This window comes from Pseudomonas sp. WC2 (assembly GCF_050586545.1).
Classification (GTDB): domain Bacteria; phylum Pseudomonadota; class Gammaproteobacteria; order Pseudomonadales; family Pseudomonadaceae; genus Aquipseudomonas.
In genome coordinates this window covers 1-17,482 of sequence record NZ_JBOBDR010000006.1, presented here as the reverse complement: position 1 = coordinate 17,482, position 17,482 = coordinate 1, and the positions used below count along the sequence as shown (strand labels likewise).

Genomic DNA, 17,482 nt, shown 5'->3' with positions numbered 1-17,482 from the left:
CCGCTGACACCGGGCCAACGAAGACCTTTGAACCATGGCCACTATCCACGTAGACGGCAAAGCGCTCGAAGTCGACGGGGCAGACAACCTGTTACAGGCATGTCTGTCGCTGGGCCTCGACATTCCATATTTCTGCTGGCACCCCGCGCTTGGTAGCGTCGGGGCTTGCCGCCAGTGCGCGGTCAAGCAGTACACCGACGAGAACGACACCCGTGGTCGCATCGTCATGTCCTGCATGACCCCGGCCACCGACAACACCTGGATCTCCATCGACGATGATGAATCCAAGGCATTCCGCGCCAGTGTTGTCGAATGGCTGATGACCAACCACCCGCACGACTGCCCTGTGTGCGAAGAAGGCGGTCATTGCCACCTGCAAGACATGACGGTGATGACCGGCCACAACGAGCGCCGTTATCGCTTCACCAAACGCACCCACCAGAACCAGCAACTGGGCCCGTTCATTTCCCACGAAATGAACCGCTGCATCGCTTGCTATCGCTGCGTGCGTTTCTACAAGGATTACGCTGGCGGCACCGACCTCGGTGTATTCGGCGCCCACGACAACGTGTACTTCGGTCGCGTTGAAGACGGCACCCTCGAAAGCGAGTTCTCCGGCAACCTCACCGAGGTCTGCCCGACTGGTGTGTTCACCGACAAGACTCACTCCGAGCGCTACAACCGCAAGTGGGACATGCAGTTCTCGCCGAGCATCTGCCATGGCTGCTCGAGCGGTTGCAACATCTCCCCGGGCGAGCGTTACGGCGAACTGCGTCGCATCGAAAACCGTTTCAACGGTTCGGTAAACCAGTACTTCCTGTGCGACCGTGGCCGTTTCGGTTATGGCTACGTCAACCGCACCGACCGCCCACGTCAGCCGCTGCTGGCCGACGGCACCAAGCTGGGCCTCGACGCTGCACTGGATAAAGCCGCTGATCTGCTGCGCGGTCGCAACATCGTCGGTATCGGTTCGCCGCGTGCCAGCCTCGAAAGCAACTACGCGTTGCGCGAGCTGGTTGGCGCCGAGCACTTCTACTCGGGTATCGAAGCGTCCGAACTGGAGCGCATCCGTCTGGTCCTGCAAGTGCTGAAAGACAGCCCGCTGCCAGTGCCGAACATGCGCGACATCGAAGACCACGACGCAATCTTCGTACTCGGCGAAGACCTGACCCAGACCGCCGCCCGCGTGGCGCTGTCCCTGCGTCAATCGGTCAAAGGCAAAGCTGAGGACATGGCCGAAGCCATGCGCGTTCAGCCTTGGCTCGACGCAGCGGTGAAGAACATCGGTCAGCACGCGCTGAACCCACTGTTCATCGCCAGCCTCGCTGAAACCAAGCTCGACGACATCGCTGAAGAATGCGTACACGCCGCTCCTGACGATCTGGCGCGCATCGGTTTCGCCGTTGCCCACGCTCTGGACGCCAGCGCCCCGGCCGTTGAAGGTCTGGACGCTGAAGCCCTGGAACTGGCTCAGCGCATCGCCGACGCCCTGCTCGCGGCCAAACGTCCACTGATCATCGCCGGTACTTCGCTGGGCTCCAAAGCCTTGATCGAAGCCGCCGCGAACATTGCCAAGGCACTGAAGCTGCGCGAGAAGAACGGTTCGATCAGCCTGATCGTGCCGGAAGCCAACAGCCTCGGTCTGGCCATGCTCGGTGGCGAATCGGTCGACGCGGCGCTGCAAGCCGTCATCGACGGTAAGGCTGACGCGATCGTTGTGCTGGAAAACGATCTGTACACCCGCACTGCCAAAGAAAAAGTCGATGCTGCGCTGAACGCCGCGCAAGTGGTGATCGTTGCCGACCATCAGAAAACCGCTACCAGCGACCGCGCGCACCTGGTTCTACCAGCGGCAAGCTTCGCTGAAGGCGACGGTACTTTGGTCAGCCAAGAAGGTCGCGCTCAGCGCTTCTTCCAGGTTTTCGATCCGCAATACCTCGATGCGAGCATTCTGGTTCACGAAGGCTGGCGCTGGCTGCACGCCCTGCGCGCGACCCTGCTGAACCAGCCGATCGACTGGACGCAACTCGACCACGTCACCGCTGCCGTTGCTTCGAGCACCGAGCAACTGGCGCGTATCGTCGACGCTGCACCGTCCGCCGCGTTCCGCATCAAGGGTCTGAAACTGGCGCGTGAGCCGCTGCGTTACTCCGGTCGCACCGCGATGCGCGCCGACATCAGCGTTCACGAACCGCGCACCCCGCAAGACAAAGACACCGCGTTTGCCTTCTCCATGGAAGGTTACTCGGGCTCTGCCGAACCGCGTCAGCAAGTGCCATTTGCATGGTCGCCGGGCTGGAACTCGCCACAAGCGTGGAACAAGTTCCAGGACGAAGTCGGCGGTCACCTGCGCGCTGGCGATCCGGGCACTCGCCTGATCGAAAGCACTGGCGACTCGCTGAACTGGTTCGCCGCTGCGCCACGTGCGTTCAACCCGGCGCCGGGCACCTGGCAAGCCGTGCCGTTCTTCCACCTGTTCGGCAGCGAAGAGAACTCTTCGAAAGCCGCACCGGTTCAAGAGCGCATTCCCGCGCCTTACGTGGCACTGGCCAAGTCGGAAGCGGATCGTCTGGGCGTCAACGACGGTGCCTTGCTGAGCCTGAACGTGGCCGGTCAGACCCTGCGTCTGCCGCTGCGCATCAATGAAGAACTGGGCGCAGGTCTGGTGGCATTGCCTGCGGGCATAGCCGGCATTCCACCGGCATTCGCCGGCGTATCCGTCGACGGTCTGCAGGAGGCAGCGCAATGACCTGGTTCACCCCTGAAGTGATCGATGTGATCCTCTCGGTCGTCAAAGCCATCGTGATTTTGCTGGCCGTTGTGGTTGCAGGCGCGTTGCTCAGCTTTGTCGAACGTCGCCTGTTGGGCTGGTGGCAGGACCGTTACGGTCCGAACCGCGTTGGTCCGTTCGGTATGTTCCAGATCGCCGCCGACATGCTGAAGATGTTCTTCAAGGAAGACTGGACCCCACCGTTTGCCGATAAAGTGATCTTCACTTTGGCACCGGTGGTCGCCATGTCGGCCTTGCTGATCGCGTTTGCGATTATCCCGATCACCCCGACCTGGGGCGTCGCGGACCTGAACATCGGCCTGCTGTTCTTCTTCGCCATGGCCGGTCTGTCGGTCTACGCGGTGTTGTTCGCCGGCTGGTCGAGTAACAACAAGTTCGCCCTGCTCGGCAGCTTGCGTGCGTCGGCGCAGACCGTGTCCTACGAAGTGTTCATGGGCCTGGCCCTGATGGGCATCGTGGTCCAGGTCGGCTCGTTCAACATGCGCGACATCGTCGAGTACCAGGCGCAGAACCTGTGGTTCATCATTCCGCAGTTCTTCGGCTTCTGTACCTTCTTCATCGCTGGCGTCGCCGTGACTCACCGTCACCCGTTCGACCAGCCGGAAGCGGAACAGGAACTGGCTGACGGTTACCACATTGAATACGCCGGTATGAAATGGGGCATGTTCTTCGTCGGTGAATACATCGGCATCATCCTGATCTCGGCGCTGTTGGTCACCCTGTTCTTCGGTGGCTGGCACGGTCCGTTCGGCATCCTGCCGCAACTGGCGTTCGTCTGGTTCGCACTGAAGACCGCGTTCTTCATCATGCTGTTCATCCTGCTGCGCGCTTCCATTCCGCGTCCGCGTTATGACCAGGTGATGGATTTCAGCTGGAAATTCTGCCTGCCACTGACCCTGATCAATTTGCTGGTGACCGCTGCAGTCGTGTTGTGGAACACGCCTGCGGTCGCGGTTCAGTGAGGATTTGACCCATGTTCAAATATATTGGCGACATCGTTAAGGGTACCGGTACCCAGTTGCGCAGCCTGGTCATGGTCTTCGGCCATGGCTTTCGCAAGCGCGACACCCTGCAATACCCGGAAGAAGCGGTCTACCTGCCACCACGCTACCGTGGTCGCATCGTCCTGACCCGCGACCCCGATGGCGAAGAGCGTTGCGTAGCCTGCAACCTGTGCGCCGTGGCTTGCCCGGTGGGTTGCATCTCGCTGCAAAAAGCTGAAACCGAAGACGGTCGCTGGTATCCGGACTTCTTCCGTATCAACTTCTCGCGCTGCATTTTCTGCGGTCTCTGCGAGGAAGCCTGTCCGACCACCGCAATCCAGTTGACCCCGGATTTCGAGATGGCCGAGTTCAAACGTCAGGACCTGGTGTACGAGAAAGAAGATCTGTTGATCTCCGGCCCCGGCAAAAACCCTGATTACAACTTCTATCGTGTTGCAGGTATGGCAATCGCTGGCAAGCCGAAAGGCGCCGCACAGAACGAAGCCGAACCGATCAACGTGAAGAGCTTGCTGCCTTAAGGAAGAACGATGGAATTCGCTTTCTATTTCGCATCGGGTATCGCTGTTGTGTCCACGCTTCGCGTAGTCACCAACACCAACCCTGTGCACGCCCTGCTCTACCTGATCATCTCGTTGATCGCTGTGGCCATGACCTTCTTCGCACTCGGCGCACCGTTCGCCGGCGTGCTGGAAGTGATCGCCTACGCCGGCGCCATCATGGTGCTGTTCGTGTTCGTGGTGATGATGCTCAACCTCGGCCCGGCCTCGGTTCAGCAAGAACGCGTCTGGCTCAAGCCCGGCATCTGGGCAGGGCCGGTGATTCTCGCCGCGCTGCTGCTGGCCGAACTGCTGTATGTGCTGTTCGCTCACCAGAGCGGTCAAGCCATCGGCCACACCACCGTAGACGCGAAAGCCGTGGGCATCAGCCTGTTCGGCCCGTACCTGCTGGTGGTCGAACTCGCCTCGATGCTGCTGCTCGCCGCAGCCGTCACGGCGTTCCATTTGGGCCGTAACGAGGCGAAGGAGTAAGACATGCCTGCTATCCCTCTCGAACATGGATTGGCCGTCGCCGGCATCCTGTTCTGCCTTGGTCTGGTCGGCCTGATGGTCCGCCGCAACATTTTGTTCGTGTTGATGAGCCTGGAAGTGATGATGAACGCCTCTGCACTGGCGTTCATTGTTGCGGGTGCCCGTTGGGGCCAGCCGGATGGACAGATCATGTTCATCCTGGTGATCAGCCTTGCAGCCGCCGAGGCCAGTATTGGTCTGGCGATCCTGCTGCAACTGTATCGCCGCTTCCACACGCTCGATATTGACGCTGCCAGTGAGATGCGCGGATGAACCTGATCTTTCTGACTTTCGTATTTCCTCTGATCGGTTTCCTGCTGCTGTCGTTCTCCCGTGGACGCTGGTCGGAAAACCTCTCGGCGCTGATCGGCGTGGGTTCCATTGGCTTGTCGGCAATTGTCGCCGCCTACGTCATCTGGCAATTCAACGTCGCACCACCCGAAGGCGGTCACTACACCCTCGTGCTGTGGAAGTGGATGGCGGTCGAAGGCTTCAAGCCTGATTTCGCCCTCTACGTCGACGGCCTGTCGATCACCATGCTCGGCGTGGTGGTTGGCGTCGGTTTCCTGATCCACCTGTTCGCGTCCTGGTACATGCGCGGCGAAGCGGGTTACTCGCGCTTCTTCTCGTACACCAACCTGTTTATCGCCAGCATGCTGTTCCTGGTGCTCGGCGATAACCTGTTGTTCCTGTACTTCGGCTGGGAAGGCGTGGGCCTGTGCTCGTACCTGTTGATCGGTTTCTACTACAGCAACCGCAACAACGGTAACGCCGCACTCAAGGCCTTCATCGTCACCCGGATCGGCGACGTGTTCATGGCCATCGGCCTGTTCATCCTGTTCCAGCAAGTGGGCACGCTGAACATCCAGGAACTGCTGGTGCTGGCACCGCAGAAATTCCAGGTCGGCGATTTCTGGATCACCTTGGCAACCTTGATGCTGCTGGGCGGTGCGGTCGGTAAATCGGCACAACTGCCGCTGCAAACCTGGCTCGCGGACGCGATGGCCGGCCCGACCCCGGTTTCGGCACTGATTCACGCCGCAACCATGGTGACCGCCGGTGTCTACCTGATCGCCCGTACCCACGGTCTGTTCACCCTTGCGCCGGAAATCCTCCATCTGGTGGGCATCGTTGGTGGTGTGACCCTGGTACTGGCAGGTTTCGCCGCGCTGGTTCAAACCGACATTAAACGTATCCTCGCCTACTCGACCATGAGCCAGATCGGCTACATGTTCCTGGCGCTGGGCGTTGGCGCATGGGATGGCGCGATTTTCCACCTGATGACCCACGCCTTCTTCAAGGCCCTGCTGTTCCTTGCTTCCGGTGCGGTGATCGTTGCCTGCCACCACGAGCAGAACATCTTCAAGATGGGCGGTCTGTGGAAAAAACTGCCACTGGCCTACGCCAGCTTCATCGTCGGTGGTGCCGCTCTGGCTGCTCTGCCTCTGGTCACCGCAGGCTTCTACTCCAAGGACGAAATCCTTTGGGAGGCATTTGCCAGCGGCAACCACGGTCTGCTTTACGCAGGTCTGGTCGGCGCATTCATGACCTCGCTGTACACCTTCCGCCTGATCTTCATCACGTTCCACGGTGAAGCCAAGACCGAAGCCCACGCCGGTCACGGCATCGCTCACTGGCTACCACTGTCGGTGCTGATCGTATTGTCCACCGCCATCGGCGCGATGATCGTTCCGCCACTGCACGGCGTACTGCCAGAAAGCGTTGGTCATGCCGGTGGCGAAGCCAAGCACAGTCTGGAAATCGCTTCGGGCGCCATCGCCCTGGCCGGTATCCTGCTGGCAGCGCTGCTGTTCCTCGGCAAGCGTCGCTTCGTCACGGCGATCGCCAACAGCGGCATCGGCCGTTTCCTTTCGGCCTGGTGGTTCGCTGCCTGGGGCTTCGACTGGATCTACGACAAACTGTTCGTCAAGCCTTACCTTGCGATCAGCCACGTACTGCGCAAAGACCCGCTCGACCAGACCATCGGTCTGATCCCGCGTATGGCCAAGGGTGGTCACACCGCCCTGAGCCGCACCGAGACCGGTCAACTGCGTTGGTACGCTGCTTCGATGGCTGCTGGTGCCGTGCTGGTCATTGGCGCCATCGTGCTGGTAGCGGTCTGATATGAACCTTGCGAATTTGCGAAAGGAAACGAGCCCGTCATGATTCTGCCTTGGCTAATCCTGATCCCCTTCATCGGCGGCCTGCTGTGCTGGATGGGTGAGCGCTTCGGCGCTACCCTCCCGCGCTGGATTGCGCTGTTGACCATGACCCTGGAACTCGCCCTCGGCCTCTGGCTGTGGGCCCACGGTGACTATTCATTTGCACCGGCGCCTGGCGCCGATCCGACCTGGGCGCTTGAGTTCAAGCATGTCTGGATCCAGCGCTTCGGCATCAACGTGCACCTGGCCCTCGACGGCCTGTCGCTGTTGATGATCCTGCTGACCGGTCTGCTGGGTATCCTCTCGGTACTCTGCTCGTGGAAAGAGATTCAACGTCACGTTGGCTTCTTCCACCTGAACCTGATGTGGATCCTGGGCGGCGTTGTCGGCGTGTTCCTCGCCCTCGACCTGTTCATGTTCTTCTTCTTCTGGGAAATGATGCTGGTGCCGATGTACTTCCTCATCGCGCTCTGGGGTCACAGTTCTTCGGACGGCAAGAAAACCCGGATCTACGCGGCGACCAAGTTCTTCATCTTCACTCAGGCTTCCGGCCTGATCATGCTGGTGGCGATCCTCGGTCTGGTACTGGTCAACTTCAACAACACTGGCGTGATTACCTTCAACTACGCCGACCTGTTGAAAACCAAGATGTCGATGACCACCGAGTACATCCTGATGCTCGGTTTCTTCATCGCCTTCGCGGTCAAGCTGCCAGTCGTACCGTTCCACTCGTGGTTGCCTGATGCCCACGCCCAGGCGCCGACTGCAGGTTCCGTCGACCTCGCCGGTATCTTGCTGAAAACCGCTGCCTACGGCCTGCTGCGTTTTGCCCTGCCGCTGTTCCCGAATGCTTCGGCCGAGTTTGCGCCGATTGCCATGACCCTCGGTCTGATCGGGATCTTCTACGGTGCGTTCTTGGCGTTCGCACAAACCGACATCAAGCGTCTGATTGCCTTCTCGTCCGTTTCCCACATGGGTTTCGTGTTGATCGGCATCTACTCCGGCAGCCAACTGGCCCTGCAAGGTGCAGTGATCCAGATGCTGGCGCACGGTGTGTCGGCAGCCGCACTGTTTATCCTCAGCGGTCAGTTGTACGAGCGTCTGCACACTCGTGACATGCGTGAGATGGGCGGTGTGTGGTCGCGTATCGCTTACCTGCCGGCAATCAGCCTGTTCTTTGCAGCCGCCTCGTTGGGTCTGCCGGGTACCGGTAACTTTGTCGGTGAGTTCCTGATCCTGATCGGCTCCTTCGCGAGCTGGCCGTGGATCACCGCGATTGCCACCTCCGGTCTGGTGTTCGGTTCGGTCTACTCGCTGATCATGATCCATCGTGCCTACTTCGGTCCGGCGAAATCGGATTCGATCCTGCACGGTATGGACGCTCGCGAACTGATCATGGTGCTGGGCCTTGCGGTGTTGCTGATCTACATCGGCGTCTACCCGCAACCGTTCCTCGACACTTCTGCCGCCACGATGCATGGCGTTCAGCAGTGGCTCGGCACCGCCTTCACTCAACTCGCTTCGGCCCGGTAAGAGCGCTATGGAATTCACGATTCAACACTTTATTGCGCTTGCGCCACTGTTGATCACCAGCCTCACCATTATCGTGGTGATGCTGGCAATCGCCTGGCGCCGCAACCACTCGCAGACCTTCCTGATCTCGGTCGCCGGTCTGAACCTGGCCCTGCTGTCGATCCTGCCGGCATTGAAAGTCGCGCCTCTGGCCGTGACCCCTTTGCTGCAGATCGACACCTTCGCTTGCCTGTACATGGCGCTGATCCTGGTCGCCACCCTCGCCTGTGTCACCCTCGCCCACGCTTATCTGGGTGATGGCGGTTCGGGTTACCCGGGCAACCGTGAAGAACTCTACCTGCTGATCCTGATGGCTGCCGCCGGTGGTCTGGTTCTGGTCAGCGCGCAGCACCTGGCCGGTTTGTTCATCGGTCTGGAACTGCTCTCGGTACCGGTCTACGGTCTGGTGGCTTACGCCTTCTTCAACAAGCGTTCGCTGGAAGCCGGCATCAAGTACATGGTGCTGTCGGCGGCCGGTTCCGCGTTCCTGTTGTTCGGTATGGCGCTGCTGTACGCAGACTCGGGTTCGCTGAGCTTCGTCGGTATCGGTCAGGCTCTGGCCGCGACTGGCCTGCCTAGCTCGCTGGCACAACTGGGCTTGGGCATGATGCTGATCGGTCTGGCGTTCAAACTGTCGCTGGTTCCTTTTCACCTGTGGACGCCGGACGTTTACGAAGGTGCTCCGGCGCCAGTGGCCGCGTTCCTTGCGACCGCTTCGAAGGTTGCGGTGTTTGCGGTGATGGTGCGTCTGTTCCAGATCTCCCCTGCCGCGAGCAGTGGCGTGCTGAGCGACGTGCTGACCGTCATCGCCATCGCCTCAATCCTGTTCGGTAACCTGCTGGCCCTGACCCAGAGCAACCTCAAGCGTCTGCTCGGTTACTCGTCCATTGCGCACTTCGGCTACCTGCTGATCGCACTGGTAGCGAGCAAGGGTCTGGCGGTGGAAGCCATTGGCGTGTACCTGGTCACCTATGTGATCACCAGCCTCGGCGCCTTCGGCGTGATCACCCTGATGTCCTCGCCGTACAACGGCCGTGACGCGGACGCACTGTACGAATACCGCGGCCTGTTCTGGCGCCGTCCGTACCTGACCGCCGTCCTGACCGTGATGATGCTGTCGCTGGCGGGTATCCCGCTGACCGCTGGCTTCATCGGCAAGTTCTACATCATCGCTACCGGTGTTGAATCGCACCAATGGTGGCTGGTGGGTTCGCTGGTTCTGGGCAGCGCCATCGGCGTCTTCTACTACCTGCGCGTGATGGTCACCCTCTACCTGATCGAACCAAACCTGCGTCGCCACGACGCCCAGCTGCACTGGGAACAGAAGGCAGGCGGCGTGATGCTGCTGGCCATCGCCCTGGTCGCGTTCTTCCTGGGTGTGTACCCGCAGCCATTGCTGACACTGGTTCAGCAGGCGGGTCTGGCGGGCTGATTGCTCGGCTGGCTAGAAATGAAAACGGCACCTTCGGGTGCCGTTTTTGTTTTTGCGGGATTCAATATCTCGAGTGTTTGCACTGGCCGCGGGATTTTTCCGTCACGCCAGCTGCGAAGTCTCCTCATGATCAGTCGAAGGTTCCCACCGCACTCGTCGATGCGTCCTACAGGTGTTTTTACGACCGGCGTCTACCGTTGAAAAAGGAACGAAAAGCAGGGCCAGGAGGCCTTGACTGATTCGATTATCGGGACAACACTATACGCAGGTAACGTACAGAATATGGAAGCTCTATTTATCGAATTGCCTGCCTTTCAGAAGCACCGAGATGACTATCTGGATGACGATCTTTTTCGTAGTTTTCAACTGGAGTTGCTGAAAAACCCAGTAGCGGGCGATCTCATCGAGGACACCGGAGGCCTTCGTAAAATTCGCTTTAGCGACCAACGAAGAGGAAAAGGCAAGCGCAGCGGATTACGAGTGATCTATTACTGGTGGTCAGGCTTCGATCAGTTCTGGCTCTTTACCGTCTACAGCAAAAACGAGCAGGACGATTTGACGCCTGCCCAGAAAAAACTTTTCCGACAAACGCTGGATAGAGAACTCAACGCGAGAACCCACGATGAAACGTGACATTTTTTCCGAACTGATGGATGGCCTTGAGGCGTTGGCGGACGAGCGCCAAGGGAAGGTCACACTCCGCACTCACAAAGTCCAGCTACCAAAGCTGGTGCCTATCACCGCCGAGGAGGTAGTCGCGATCCGCCAGCAACTCAACCTCTCAAGATCGGTATTCGCCATGTATCTACGCACCAATACCCGGACCCTAGAGAATTGGGAGCAAGGACGTGCCACACCCAACGCGCAAGCGACGACCCTGATTCGGCTAGTACAACGCTTCCCACAAACCATAGAACAACTCGCAGCCTTGAACTGAGCCGGCGTGGTCAGCGATGGTGCGGGTCAGTCGATACCGATGTCGACTGCCAGACCGCAATCGCCTGCAGGCAAGCTTCCACAAGGGTTTAGGGGGTACTCGAAAGCCGGGATCATCGCTAGATCATGTGGGAGCCAGCCCTGCTGGCGATGGCGGTGGGTCAGTTGATGGCAATGTTAAATGGCAGACCGCAGTCGCTGGCAAGCCAGCTCCACAGTTATCTGCGGTGTTCACAGAATATGGGCACACCACTGAAACCTGTGGGAGCTTGCCTGCAAGCGATGGCGGTAGATCAGGCAGCAAAAAAAACGGCACCTTGCGGTGCCGTTCGCCTTTCACACTTCCCCTTTCACTTACGCGCATCCGCCCAGGATTTCAGCAGTTCGTTGTAGCTCACGGTCTCGCCTTTTGGCTTCTCGTTGGCCAGTTTCGGTTTCGGTGCGCCCGGTTGATCAAACCAGTATTGCGCGTCGCGCTCCGGATTCATCTTCGGTGCGCAAACGGCTTGGGCCTTGGAGCGTTCGAGGCGCGTCATGATCGCGTCCTGATCCTTGGCGAGGCCATCCAGCGCTTGTTGCGGGGTCTTCTCGCCGCTGGCCGCTTCGGCGATGTGGCTCCACCACAATTGCGCCAGACGCGGATAGTCCGGCACGTTGGTCCCGGTCGGGGTCCATTGCACGCGGGCCGGGCTGCGGTAGAACTCGACCAGGCCACCCAGTTTCGGCGCCAGATCGGTCATCGCCTGCGAGTTGATGTCCGACTCGCGAATCGGCGTCAGGCCGACGATGGTTTTCTTCAGCGACACGGTTTTCGAAGTGACGAACTGCGCGTACAGCCACGCCGCCAGTTTCTGTTTCTCAGGCGTGGATTTCATGAACGTCCACGAACCCACGTCCTGATAACCGAGCTTCATGCCCTCTTCCCAATACGGCCCGCGTGGCGATGGCGCCATGCGCCACTTCGGCGTGCCGTCGGCATTGACCACCGGCAGGCCCGGTTTGGTCATGTCGGCGGTGAACGCGGTGTACCAGAAAATCTGCTGAGCAATGTTGCCCTGGGACGGCACCGGCCCCGACTCGGAGAAAGTCATGCCCGCTGCTTCCGGTGGCGCGTAGGCCTTGAGCCAATCGACATATTTCTGCGTGGCGAACACCGCCGCCGGGCCGTTGGTGTCGCCGCCTCGGGTGACGCTGGAGCCAACCGGGTGGCAGTCCTCGACGCGAATCCCCCACTCGTCCACCGGCAATCCGTTCGGGATGCCCTTGTCGCCGCCGCCGGCCATGGAGAACCAGGCATCGGTGAAACGCCAGCCCAGCGACGGGTCTTTCTTGCCGTAGTCCATGTGCCCGTAAACGCGTTTACCGTCGATTTCCTTGACGTCTTCGCTGAAGAATTTGGCGATGTCTTCATAGGCCGACCAGTTCACCGGCACGCCCAATTCGTAACCGTACTTTTCCTTGAACTTGGCTTTCAGGTCCGCACGTTCGAACCAGTCGGCGCGGAACCAGTACAGGTTGGCGAATTGCTGGTCAGGCAGCTGATAGATCTTGCCGTCCGGCGCAGTGGTGAACGAGATGCCGATGAAGTCCTTGATATCGAGGGTCGGCGAGGTGAAGTTCTTGCCTTCGTTGGCCATCAGGTCGGTGATCGATTCGGTTTTGCCGTAGCGAAAGTGCGTACCGATCAGGTCCGAGTCGTTGACCCAGCCGTCATAGATATTCTTGTCGGACTGCATCACCGTCTGCATTTTCTCGACCACGTCGCCTTCTTGCAGCAGGTCGTGGGTGAGTTTGATCCCGGTGATTTCGCTGAAGGCTTTGGCCAGCACCTTCGACTCGTATTCGTGGGTGGTCAGGGTCTCGGAAACGACCTTGATGTCCATGCCGCGAAACGGCTCGGCCGCTTTGATGAACCACTTCAATTCTTCGAGTTGCTGCTCGGCCGTCAGGGTCGACGGTTTGAATTCACTGCCGATCCATTTTTTCGCCGCGTCCTCGTAGGCATCGGCCCAGGCGGATGCGCTCAAACCGCTGAGTGCCAGCATGGCTGCCAATGAAATGCTATGTCGCAGCTTATTGTTTTTGTCGAACATAGAGACCTCCTGTTTAAGTTGTGGAGCCGCATTGCCGAACGACTCGACTAGCCCCAACGCATCACAGCCAACAGCCACACCAGGGACAACGCGGACGCCACCCAGATGCTCCAGTCGGTGGCGCCGATCACCAGCAAATGCAGGTAGGCGCTGCCGAGAAGACCGATAAACAAACGATCACCACGGCTGGTGGCAATCGGTAGAAACCCTCGCCGCAGGATGCTCGGCGAACGCAATTCCCACGTGGTCATGCCGACCAGAATCAGGCCGATGACGATGAAGAATGCGGCTGTCGGGGTGGTCCAACTCATCCATTCCATCATCAGCTCCTCAGACCCGACCGAGGGCAAAGCCCTTGGCCACATGGTTGCGAACAAACCAGATCACCAGCATGCCCGGCAGAATGGTCAACACCCCCGCCGCTGCCAGCACGCCCCAATCGATACCCGACGCCGACACCGTGCGCGTCATCACCGCTGCAATCGGCTTCGCGTTTACCGAGGTCAACGTGCGCGCGAGCAGCAGTTCGACCCAGGAAAACATGAAGCAGAAAAACGCCGTCACACCGATGCCGGAGCCGATCAGCGGGATGAAAATCTTCACAAAGAACTTGGGGAAACTGTAGCCGTCGATGTAGGCGGTTTCGTCGATTTCTTTCGGCACCCCGGACATAAAGCCTTCAAGAATCCACACCGCCAATGGCACGTTAAACAGGCAATGCGCCAACGCCACGGCAATGTGCGTATCGAACAGGCCAATCGACGAATACAGCTGGAAGAACGGCAGCAGAAACACTGCCGGCGGCGCCATGCGGTTGGTCAGCAGCCAGAAGAACAGGTGCTTGTCGCCGAGAAAACGGTAGCGCGAAAACGCATACGCCGCTGGCAGCGCCACACTCAGCGAGATCACCGTGTTCAAACTCACGTAATACAGCGAGTTGAGATAACCGTTGTACCAACTCGGATCGGTGAAGATCACTTTGTAGTTCGCCAGCGTGAATGCCTGTGGGAAAAGTGTCAGGCCGCCGAGGATTTCGGTGTTGCTCTTGAAGGACATGTTCAGCAGCCAGTAGATCGGCACCAACAGGAACAGGATGTACACCAGCAACGGAATAAGCTTTCTCTTGCTCATGGCCGGGCCTCAGCGGTTGGCGTCGGAGTGCGTCATGGCGGTGTAGAACAGCCAGGACACCAACAGGATGATCAGGAAGTACACCAGCGAAAACGCCGCTGCCGGACCGAGGTCGAATTGCCCTACGGCCATCTGGGTCAACGTCTGACTCAAGAAGGTCGTGGCGTTACCCGGTCCGCCGCCGGTGAGCACGAATGGCTCGGTGTAGATCATGAAACTGTCCATGAAGCGCAGCATCACCGCGATCAGCAGCACGCTCTTCAGTTTGGGCAATTGGATATGGCGGAACACCGCCCAGGCTGAGGCGCGGTCGATGCGCGCGGCCTGGTAATACACGTCGGGAATCGCGCGCAGCCCGGAGAAACACAGCAGCGCCACCAATGAAGTCCAGTGCCAGACGTCCATCACCAGCACCGTCACCCAGGCGTCCATGGTGTTGGCCGCGTAGTTGTAGCTGATGCCCATGGCGTTGAGGCTCGAGCCGAGCAAACCAATGTCGGCACGGCCGAAAATCTGCCAGATCGTACCGACCACGTTCCACGGGATCAGCAATGGAATCGCCAGAATGATCAGCACCACCGACGACCAGCGGCCCTTGGTCGGCATGGTCAGGGCAACAGCGATGCCCAGTGGAATTTCGATCAGCAACACGCAGGCCGAGTAGATGAACTGACGCAGCAACGAGTCGTGCAGACGCGGATCGAGCAGCACTTGTTTGTACCAGTCAGCACCGACGAAGTAGCGGCTGGACTGGTCGAAGATGTCCTGCACCGAGTAGTTGACCACGGTCATCATCGGGATCACCGCACTGAACGCCACCAGCAGGAACACCGGCAATACCAGCCACCAGGCCTTGTTGTTCTGCACCTTGTTCATGGCTGCACCGCTTCATCGGCTTCAAGCAGAAACTCATCGGCATAAACCATCAGCCACTGCGCCGGAAAACTGATGTACGCCGTGCCTTGTGGCACCGGTTTGTCTTCGGCCAAACGCACTTTCAACGGTGCGCCGTCGAGGTCGAGGGTCATGATCTTGTAGGTGCCGAGGTCTTCGACGTGTACGACGTTTGCCTGCATCGCGTCATCAAACGGCTCGTCCCACACGTGAATAAACTCGGGACGGATGCCGACCTTCAGATTTTTCCACTGGCCGTGTTCGATATGGCGCTGCATGGCGTCAGACAACGGCAGGTGCGTCGAGGCGAAACCAACGCCGCCGGGTTGCGGCTGCACTTCGATCAGGTTCATTCCCGGGCTGCCGATGAAATAGCCGACAAAGGTGTGGCTCGGCCGTTCGAACAATTCCCGTGGCGTGCCGAACTGCACAATCTGGCCGCCGTACATCACCGCAATCTTGTCGGCGAAGGTCGAGGCCTCGAGTTGATCGTGGGTCACGTAGACCATGGTGATGTTGAACTGCTCGTGGATCTGCTTGAGCTTGCGCCGCAGTTTCCACTTCAGGTGCGGATCGATCACCGTCAGCGGTTCATCGAAAAGGATCGCCGACACGTCGTCCCGCACCAGACCACGGCCCATCGAGACTTTCTGTTTTTCGTCGGCGGTAAGGTTGCGTGCCTTCTTGCTCAGGAGGTTTTGCAGGTCGAGCACTTCAGCAATTTCCTGCACCTTGCTGTGTACTTTTGCCTCGGCCATGCCCTGATTGCGCAGGGGAAACGCGAGGTTATCGAACACGGTCATGGTGTCGTAGACCACCGGAAACTGGAAAACCTGAGCAATGTTGCGCTTCTCCGGCGTCAGGTCGTTGACCGCTTTGCCGTCGAATAGCACATGGCCCTGCGAAGGGCTGAGCAGGCCGGAAATGATGTTTAGCAAGGTTGATTTTCCGCAACCGGACGGGCCGAGCAAGGCATAGGCGCCGCCCTGTTCCCAGACGTGATCCATCTCGCGGATCGCATAATCCTCCGCGCCGCTCGGGGTTTTGCTGTAGCTGTGGGCGAGGTGCTGCAAACGGATTTCGGCCATCAGGCAACCCTCGCGACACGCCGGCCCGGTGCTTGCACCAGACGGCCCTGCGCATCGAAAACGAACAGTTTGTGGGTCGGGATGTAAATGCGGATCGGCGCATCGACGTCGTATTCGTGAACACCGGGCAGGTGCAGCACCAGCAGAAAATGCTCGTTGCGCACGTGCAGGAAGGTTTCCGAACCGCTGATCTCGGCGACTTCGACGGTAACCGCCAGTTCGAGGTCGTCATCGTTGCTCGGCACCAGCGAGATGTGGCTGGGGCGCACGCCAAAACGGAACTCGCCCTCGCCCACCGGGCGCAGATCGACGTTCAACGGGAAGTGTACGAAGTTGGCAAAACTCACTTCGTTGCCGGCGATGCGACCCGGCATCAAGTTGATCGGCGGCTCGGAGAACAACTCTGCCGCCAACACGGTTTGCGGTTGGTGATACACCGAAGTCGACGGGCCGCTCTGAATCACCCGGCCTTCGTGGAGGATGGTCGTGGTGCCGCCGAGGGCCAGCGCTTCGTTGGGTTCGGTGGTGGCGTAAATGGCGATGGTGTGACGCGCCTTGAACAGCTCGCGCATTTCCTGGCGCAGTTCTTCGCGCAGTTTGTAATCGAGGTTAACCAGCGGTTCATCGAACAGAATCAGCTCGGCGTCTTTGACCAAGGCGCGGGCCATGGCCGTGCGCTGCTGTTGACCGCCGGACAGCTCCAGCGGATAGCGCTGCAGAAACTTCTCGATCCGCAGCATCTTCGCGGTTTCCTGCACTTTGCTGTGGATGATTTCTTTCGACACACCGGCCTGACGCAGCGGCGAAGCGATGTTCTCGAACACGGTCATGGTCGGGTAATTGATGAACTGCTGATAGACCATCGACACGTTGCGCAGGCGCACCGGGCGTTGGGTGACGTCGACGCCGTTCATCAGGATCCGGCCGCTGTCAGGCTTGTCCAGACCGGCCATTAAACGCATAAGGCTGGTTTTGCCGGACAGGGTGCGGCCGAGCAAAACGTTGAACGAACCGGGTTCGAATTTCAGGCAGGCATCGTCGATCCAGGTCTGGCCCTCGACGGTGCGGCTGACGTGCTCCAGGGTGAGTGACATGGCTCGGCCTTTTTATTATTGGAGTCAAGCGACCTGTGCACAGGAGCGAGTTTCATGCCAGAAATGGCAAGTGGTTGATTAGCCGCGAAAATCGGCGAAAGCGTGGTGAAACGGCGTTCATTGCTGAACACATTTGAACAGTTGGGCGATTGACAATGAACAAGAGTGAACAACACTCTATGAACGCTTTTTGCCCGATCTTGAATGCGATAGAGATC

16 protein-coding genes are annotated in these 17,482 nt (G+C 59.3%); 10 read left to right on the top strand and 6 right to left on the bottom strand.

Annotated features, from left to right (window positions below):
• Window positions 1–34: 34 nt before the first annotated feature.
• The 10 genes from nuoG to ACQ4OE_RS08780 all read left to right on the top strand — a co-directional run bounded on the left by nuoG (window position 35) and on the right by ACQ4OE_RS08780 (window position 10,965).
• On the top strand, window positions 35–2,749 hold the full coding sequence (gene nuoG / locus ACQ4OE_RS08825; protein WP_430946393.1) for an NADH-quinone oxidoreductase subunit NuoG: 2,715 nt from the start codon (window positions 35–37) through the stop codon (window positions 2,747–2,749).
• Window positions 2,746–3,753, top strand: coding sequence for an NADH-quinone oxidoreductase subunit NuoH (gene nuoH, locus ACQ4OE_RS08820; protein WP_007920179.1), 1,008 nt, complete (start codon window positions 2,746–2,748; stop codon window positions 3,751–3,753). Before nuoG ends, nuoH begins: the two co-directional genes overlap by 4 nt.
• Before the next feature lie 11 nt (window positions 3,754–3,764).
• Window positions 3,765–4,313: an NADH-quinone oxidoreductase subunit NuoI gene (gene nuoI / locus ACQ4OE_RS08815; protein WP_016987418.1), complete on the top strand. Its 549-nt coding sequence runs from the start codon at window positions 3,765–3,767 to the stop codon at window positions 4,311–4,313.
• A gap of 9 nt (window positions 4,314–4,322) precedes the next feature.
• Window positions 4,323–4,823, top strand: coding sequence for an NADH-quinone oxidoreductase subunit J (gene nuoJ, locus ACQ4OE_RS08810; protein ID WP_007920176.1), 501 nt, complete (start codon window positions 4,323–4,325; stop codon window positions 4,821–4,823).
• Window positions 4,824–4,826: 3 nt separating this feature from the next.
• Window positions 4,827–5,135, top strand: coding sequence for an NADH-quinone oxidoreductase subunit NuoK (gene nuoK, locus ACQ4OE_RS08805; protein ID WP_003223790.1), 309 nt, complete (start codon window positions 4,827–4,829; stop codon window positions 5,133–5,135).
• Window positions 5,132–6,985, top strand: coding sequence for an NADH-quinone oxidoreductase subunit L (gene nuoL, locus ACQ4OE_RS08800; RefSeq protein WP_038362640.1), 1,854 nt, complete (start codon window positions 5,132–5,134; stop codon window positions 6,983–6,985). Before nuoK ends, nuoL begins: the two co-directional genes overlap by 4 nt.
• A 39-nt stretch (window positions 6,986–7,024) precedes the next feature.
• Window positions 7,025–8,557 (top strand): NADH-quinone oxidoreductase subunit M, encoded by a 1,533-nt coding sequence (nuoM, locus tag ACQ4OE_RS08795; RefSeq protein ID WP_007920174.1) that lies wholly within the window; start codon window positions 7,025–7,027, stop codon window positions 8,555–8,557.
• A gap of 7 nt (window positions 8,558–8,564) precedes the next feature.
• A complete protein-coding gene (gene nuoN / locus ACQ4OE_RS08790) occupies window positions 8,565–10,028 on the top strand; it encodes an NADH-quinone oxidoreductase subunit NuoN (protein WP_007920173.1) in 1,464 nt (487 codons plus the stop codon).
• 282 nt (window positions 10,029–10,310) lie between these two features.
• On the top strand, window positions 10,311–10,661 hold the full coding sequence (locus ACQ4OE_RS08785; protein ID WP_430946558.1) for a toxin: 351 nt from the start codon (window positions 10,311–10,313) through the stop codon (window positions 10,659–10,661).
• Complete coding sequence (locus ACQ4OE_RS08780) at window positions 10,651–10,965, top strand: transcriptional regulator (protein WP_122590310.1); 315 nt, start codon at window positions 10,651–10,653, stop codon at window positions 10,963–10,965. Before ACQ4OE_RS08785 ends, ACQ4OE_RS08780 begins: the two co-directional genes overlap by 11 nt.
• A 349-nt stretch (window positions 10,966–11,314) precedes the next feature.
• On the opposite strand, the gene ACQ4OE_RS08775 is transcribed toward ACQ4OE_RS08780, so the two are convergent.
• The 6 genes from ACQ4OE_RS08775 to ACQ4OE_RS08750 are packed head-to-tail and all read right to left on the bottom strand — an operon-like array spanning window position 11,315 to window position 17,264.
• The gene (locus ACQ4OE_RS08775; RefSeq protein ID WP_122590312.1) at window positions 11,315–13,057 is read right to left on the bottom strand and encodes an ABC transporter substrate-binding protein; all 1,743 of its coding nucleotides are present in this window, start codon (window positions 13,055–13,057) and stop codon (window positions 11,315–11,317) included.
• A 47-nt stretch (window positions 13,058–13,104) separates the two neighbouring features.
• Window positions 13,105–13,377 (bottom strand): DUF2160 domain-containing protein, encoded by a 273-nt coding sequence (locus ACQ4OE_RS08770; protein WP_430946392.1) that lies wholly within the window; start codon window positions 13,375–13,377, stop codon window positions 13,105–13,107.
• Window positions 13,378–13,387: 10 nt separating this feature from the next.
• Window positions 13,388–14,188 (bottom strand): carbohydrate ABC transporter permease, encoded by an 801-nt coding sequence (locus ACQ4OE_RS08765; RefSeq protein WP_122590314.1) that lies wholly within the window; start codon window positions 14,186–14,188, stop codon window positions 13,388–13,390.
• Window positions 14,189–14,197: 9 nt separating this feature from the next.
• Window positions 14,198–15,064 carry a carbohydrate ABC transporter permease gene (locus ACQ4OE_RS08760; RefSeq protein ID WP_007912484.1) on the bottom strand — a complete coding sequence of 289 codons (867 nt, stop codon included), beginning with the start codon at window positions 15,062–15,064 and terminating at the stop codon, window positions 14,198–14,200.
• Complete coding sequence (locus tag ACQ4OE_RS08755) at window positions 15,061–16,170, bottom strand: ABC transporter ATP-binding protein (protein ID WP_430946391.1); 1,110 nt, start codon at window positions 16,168–16,170, stop codon at window positions 15,061–15,063. Before ACQ4OE_RS08755 ends, ACQ4OE_RS08760 begins: the two co-directional genes overlap by 4 nt.
• Window positions 16,170–17,264, bottom strand: a complete 1,095-nt coding sequence (locus ACQ4OE_RS08750; protein ID WP_007912480.1) for an ABC transporter ATP-binding protein — start codon at window positions 17,262–17,264, stop codon at window positions 16,170–16,172. Before ACQ4OE_RS08750 ends, ACQ4OE_RS08755 begins: the two co-directional genes overlap by 1 nt.
• Between the last annotated feature and the right edge of the window lie 218 nt (window positions 17,265–17,482).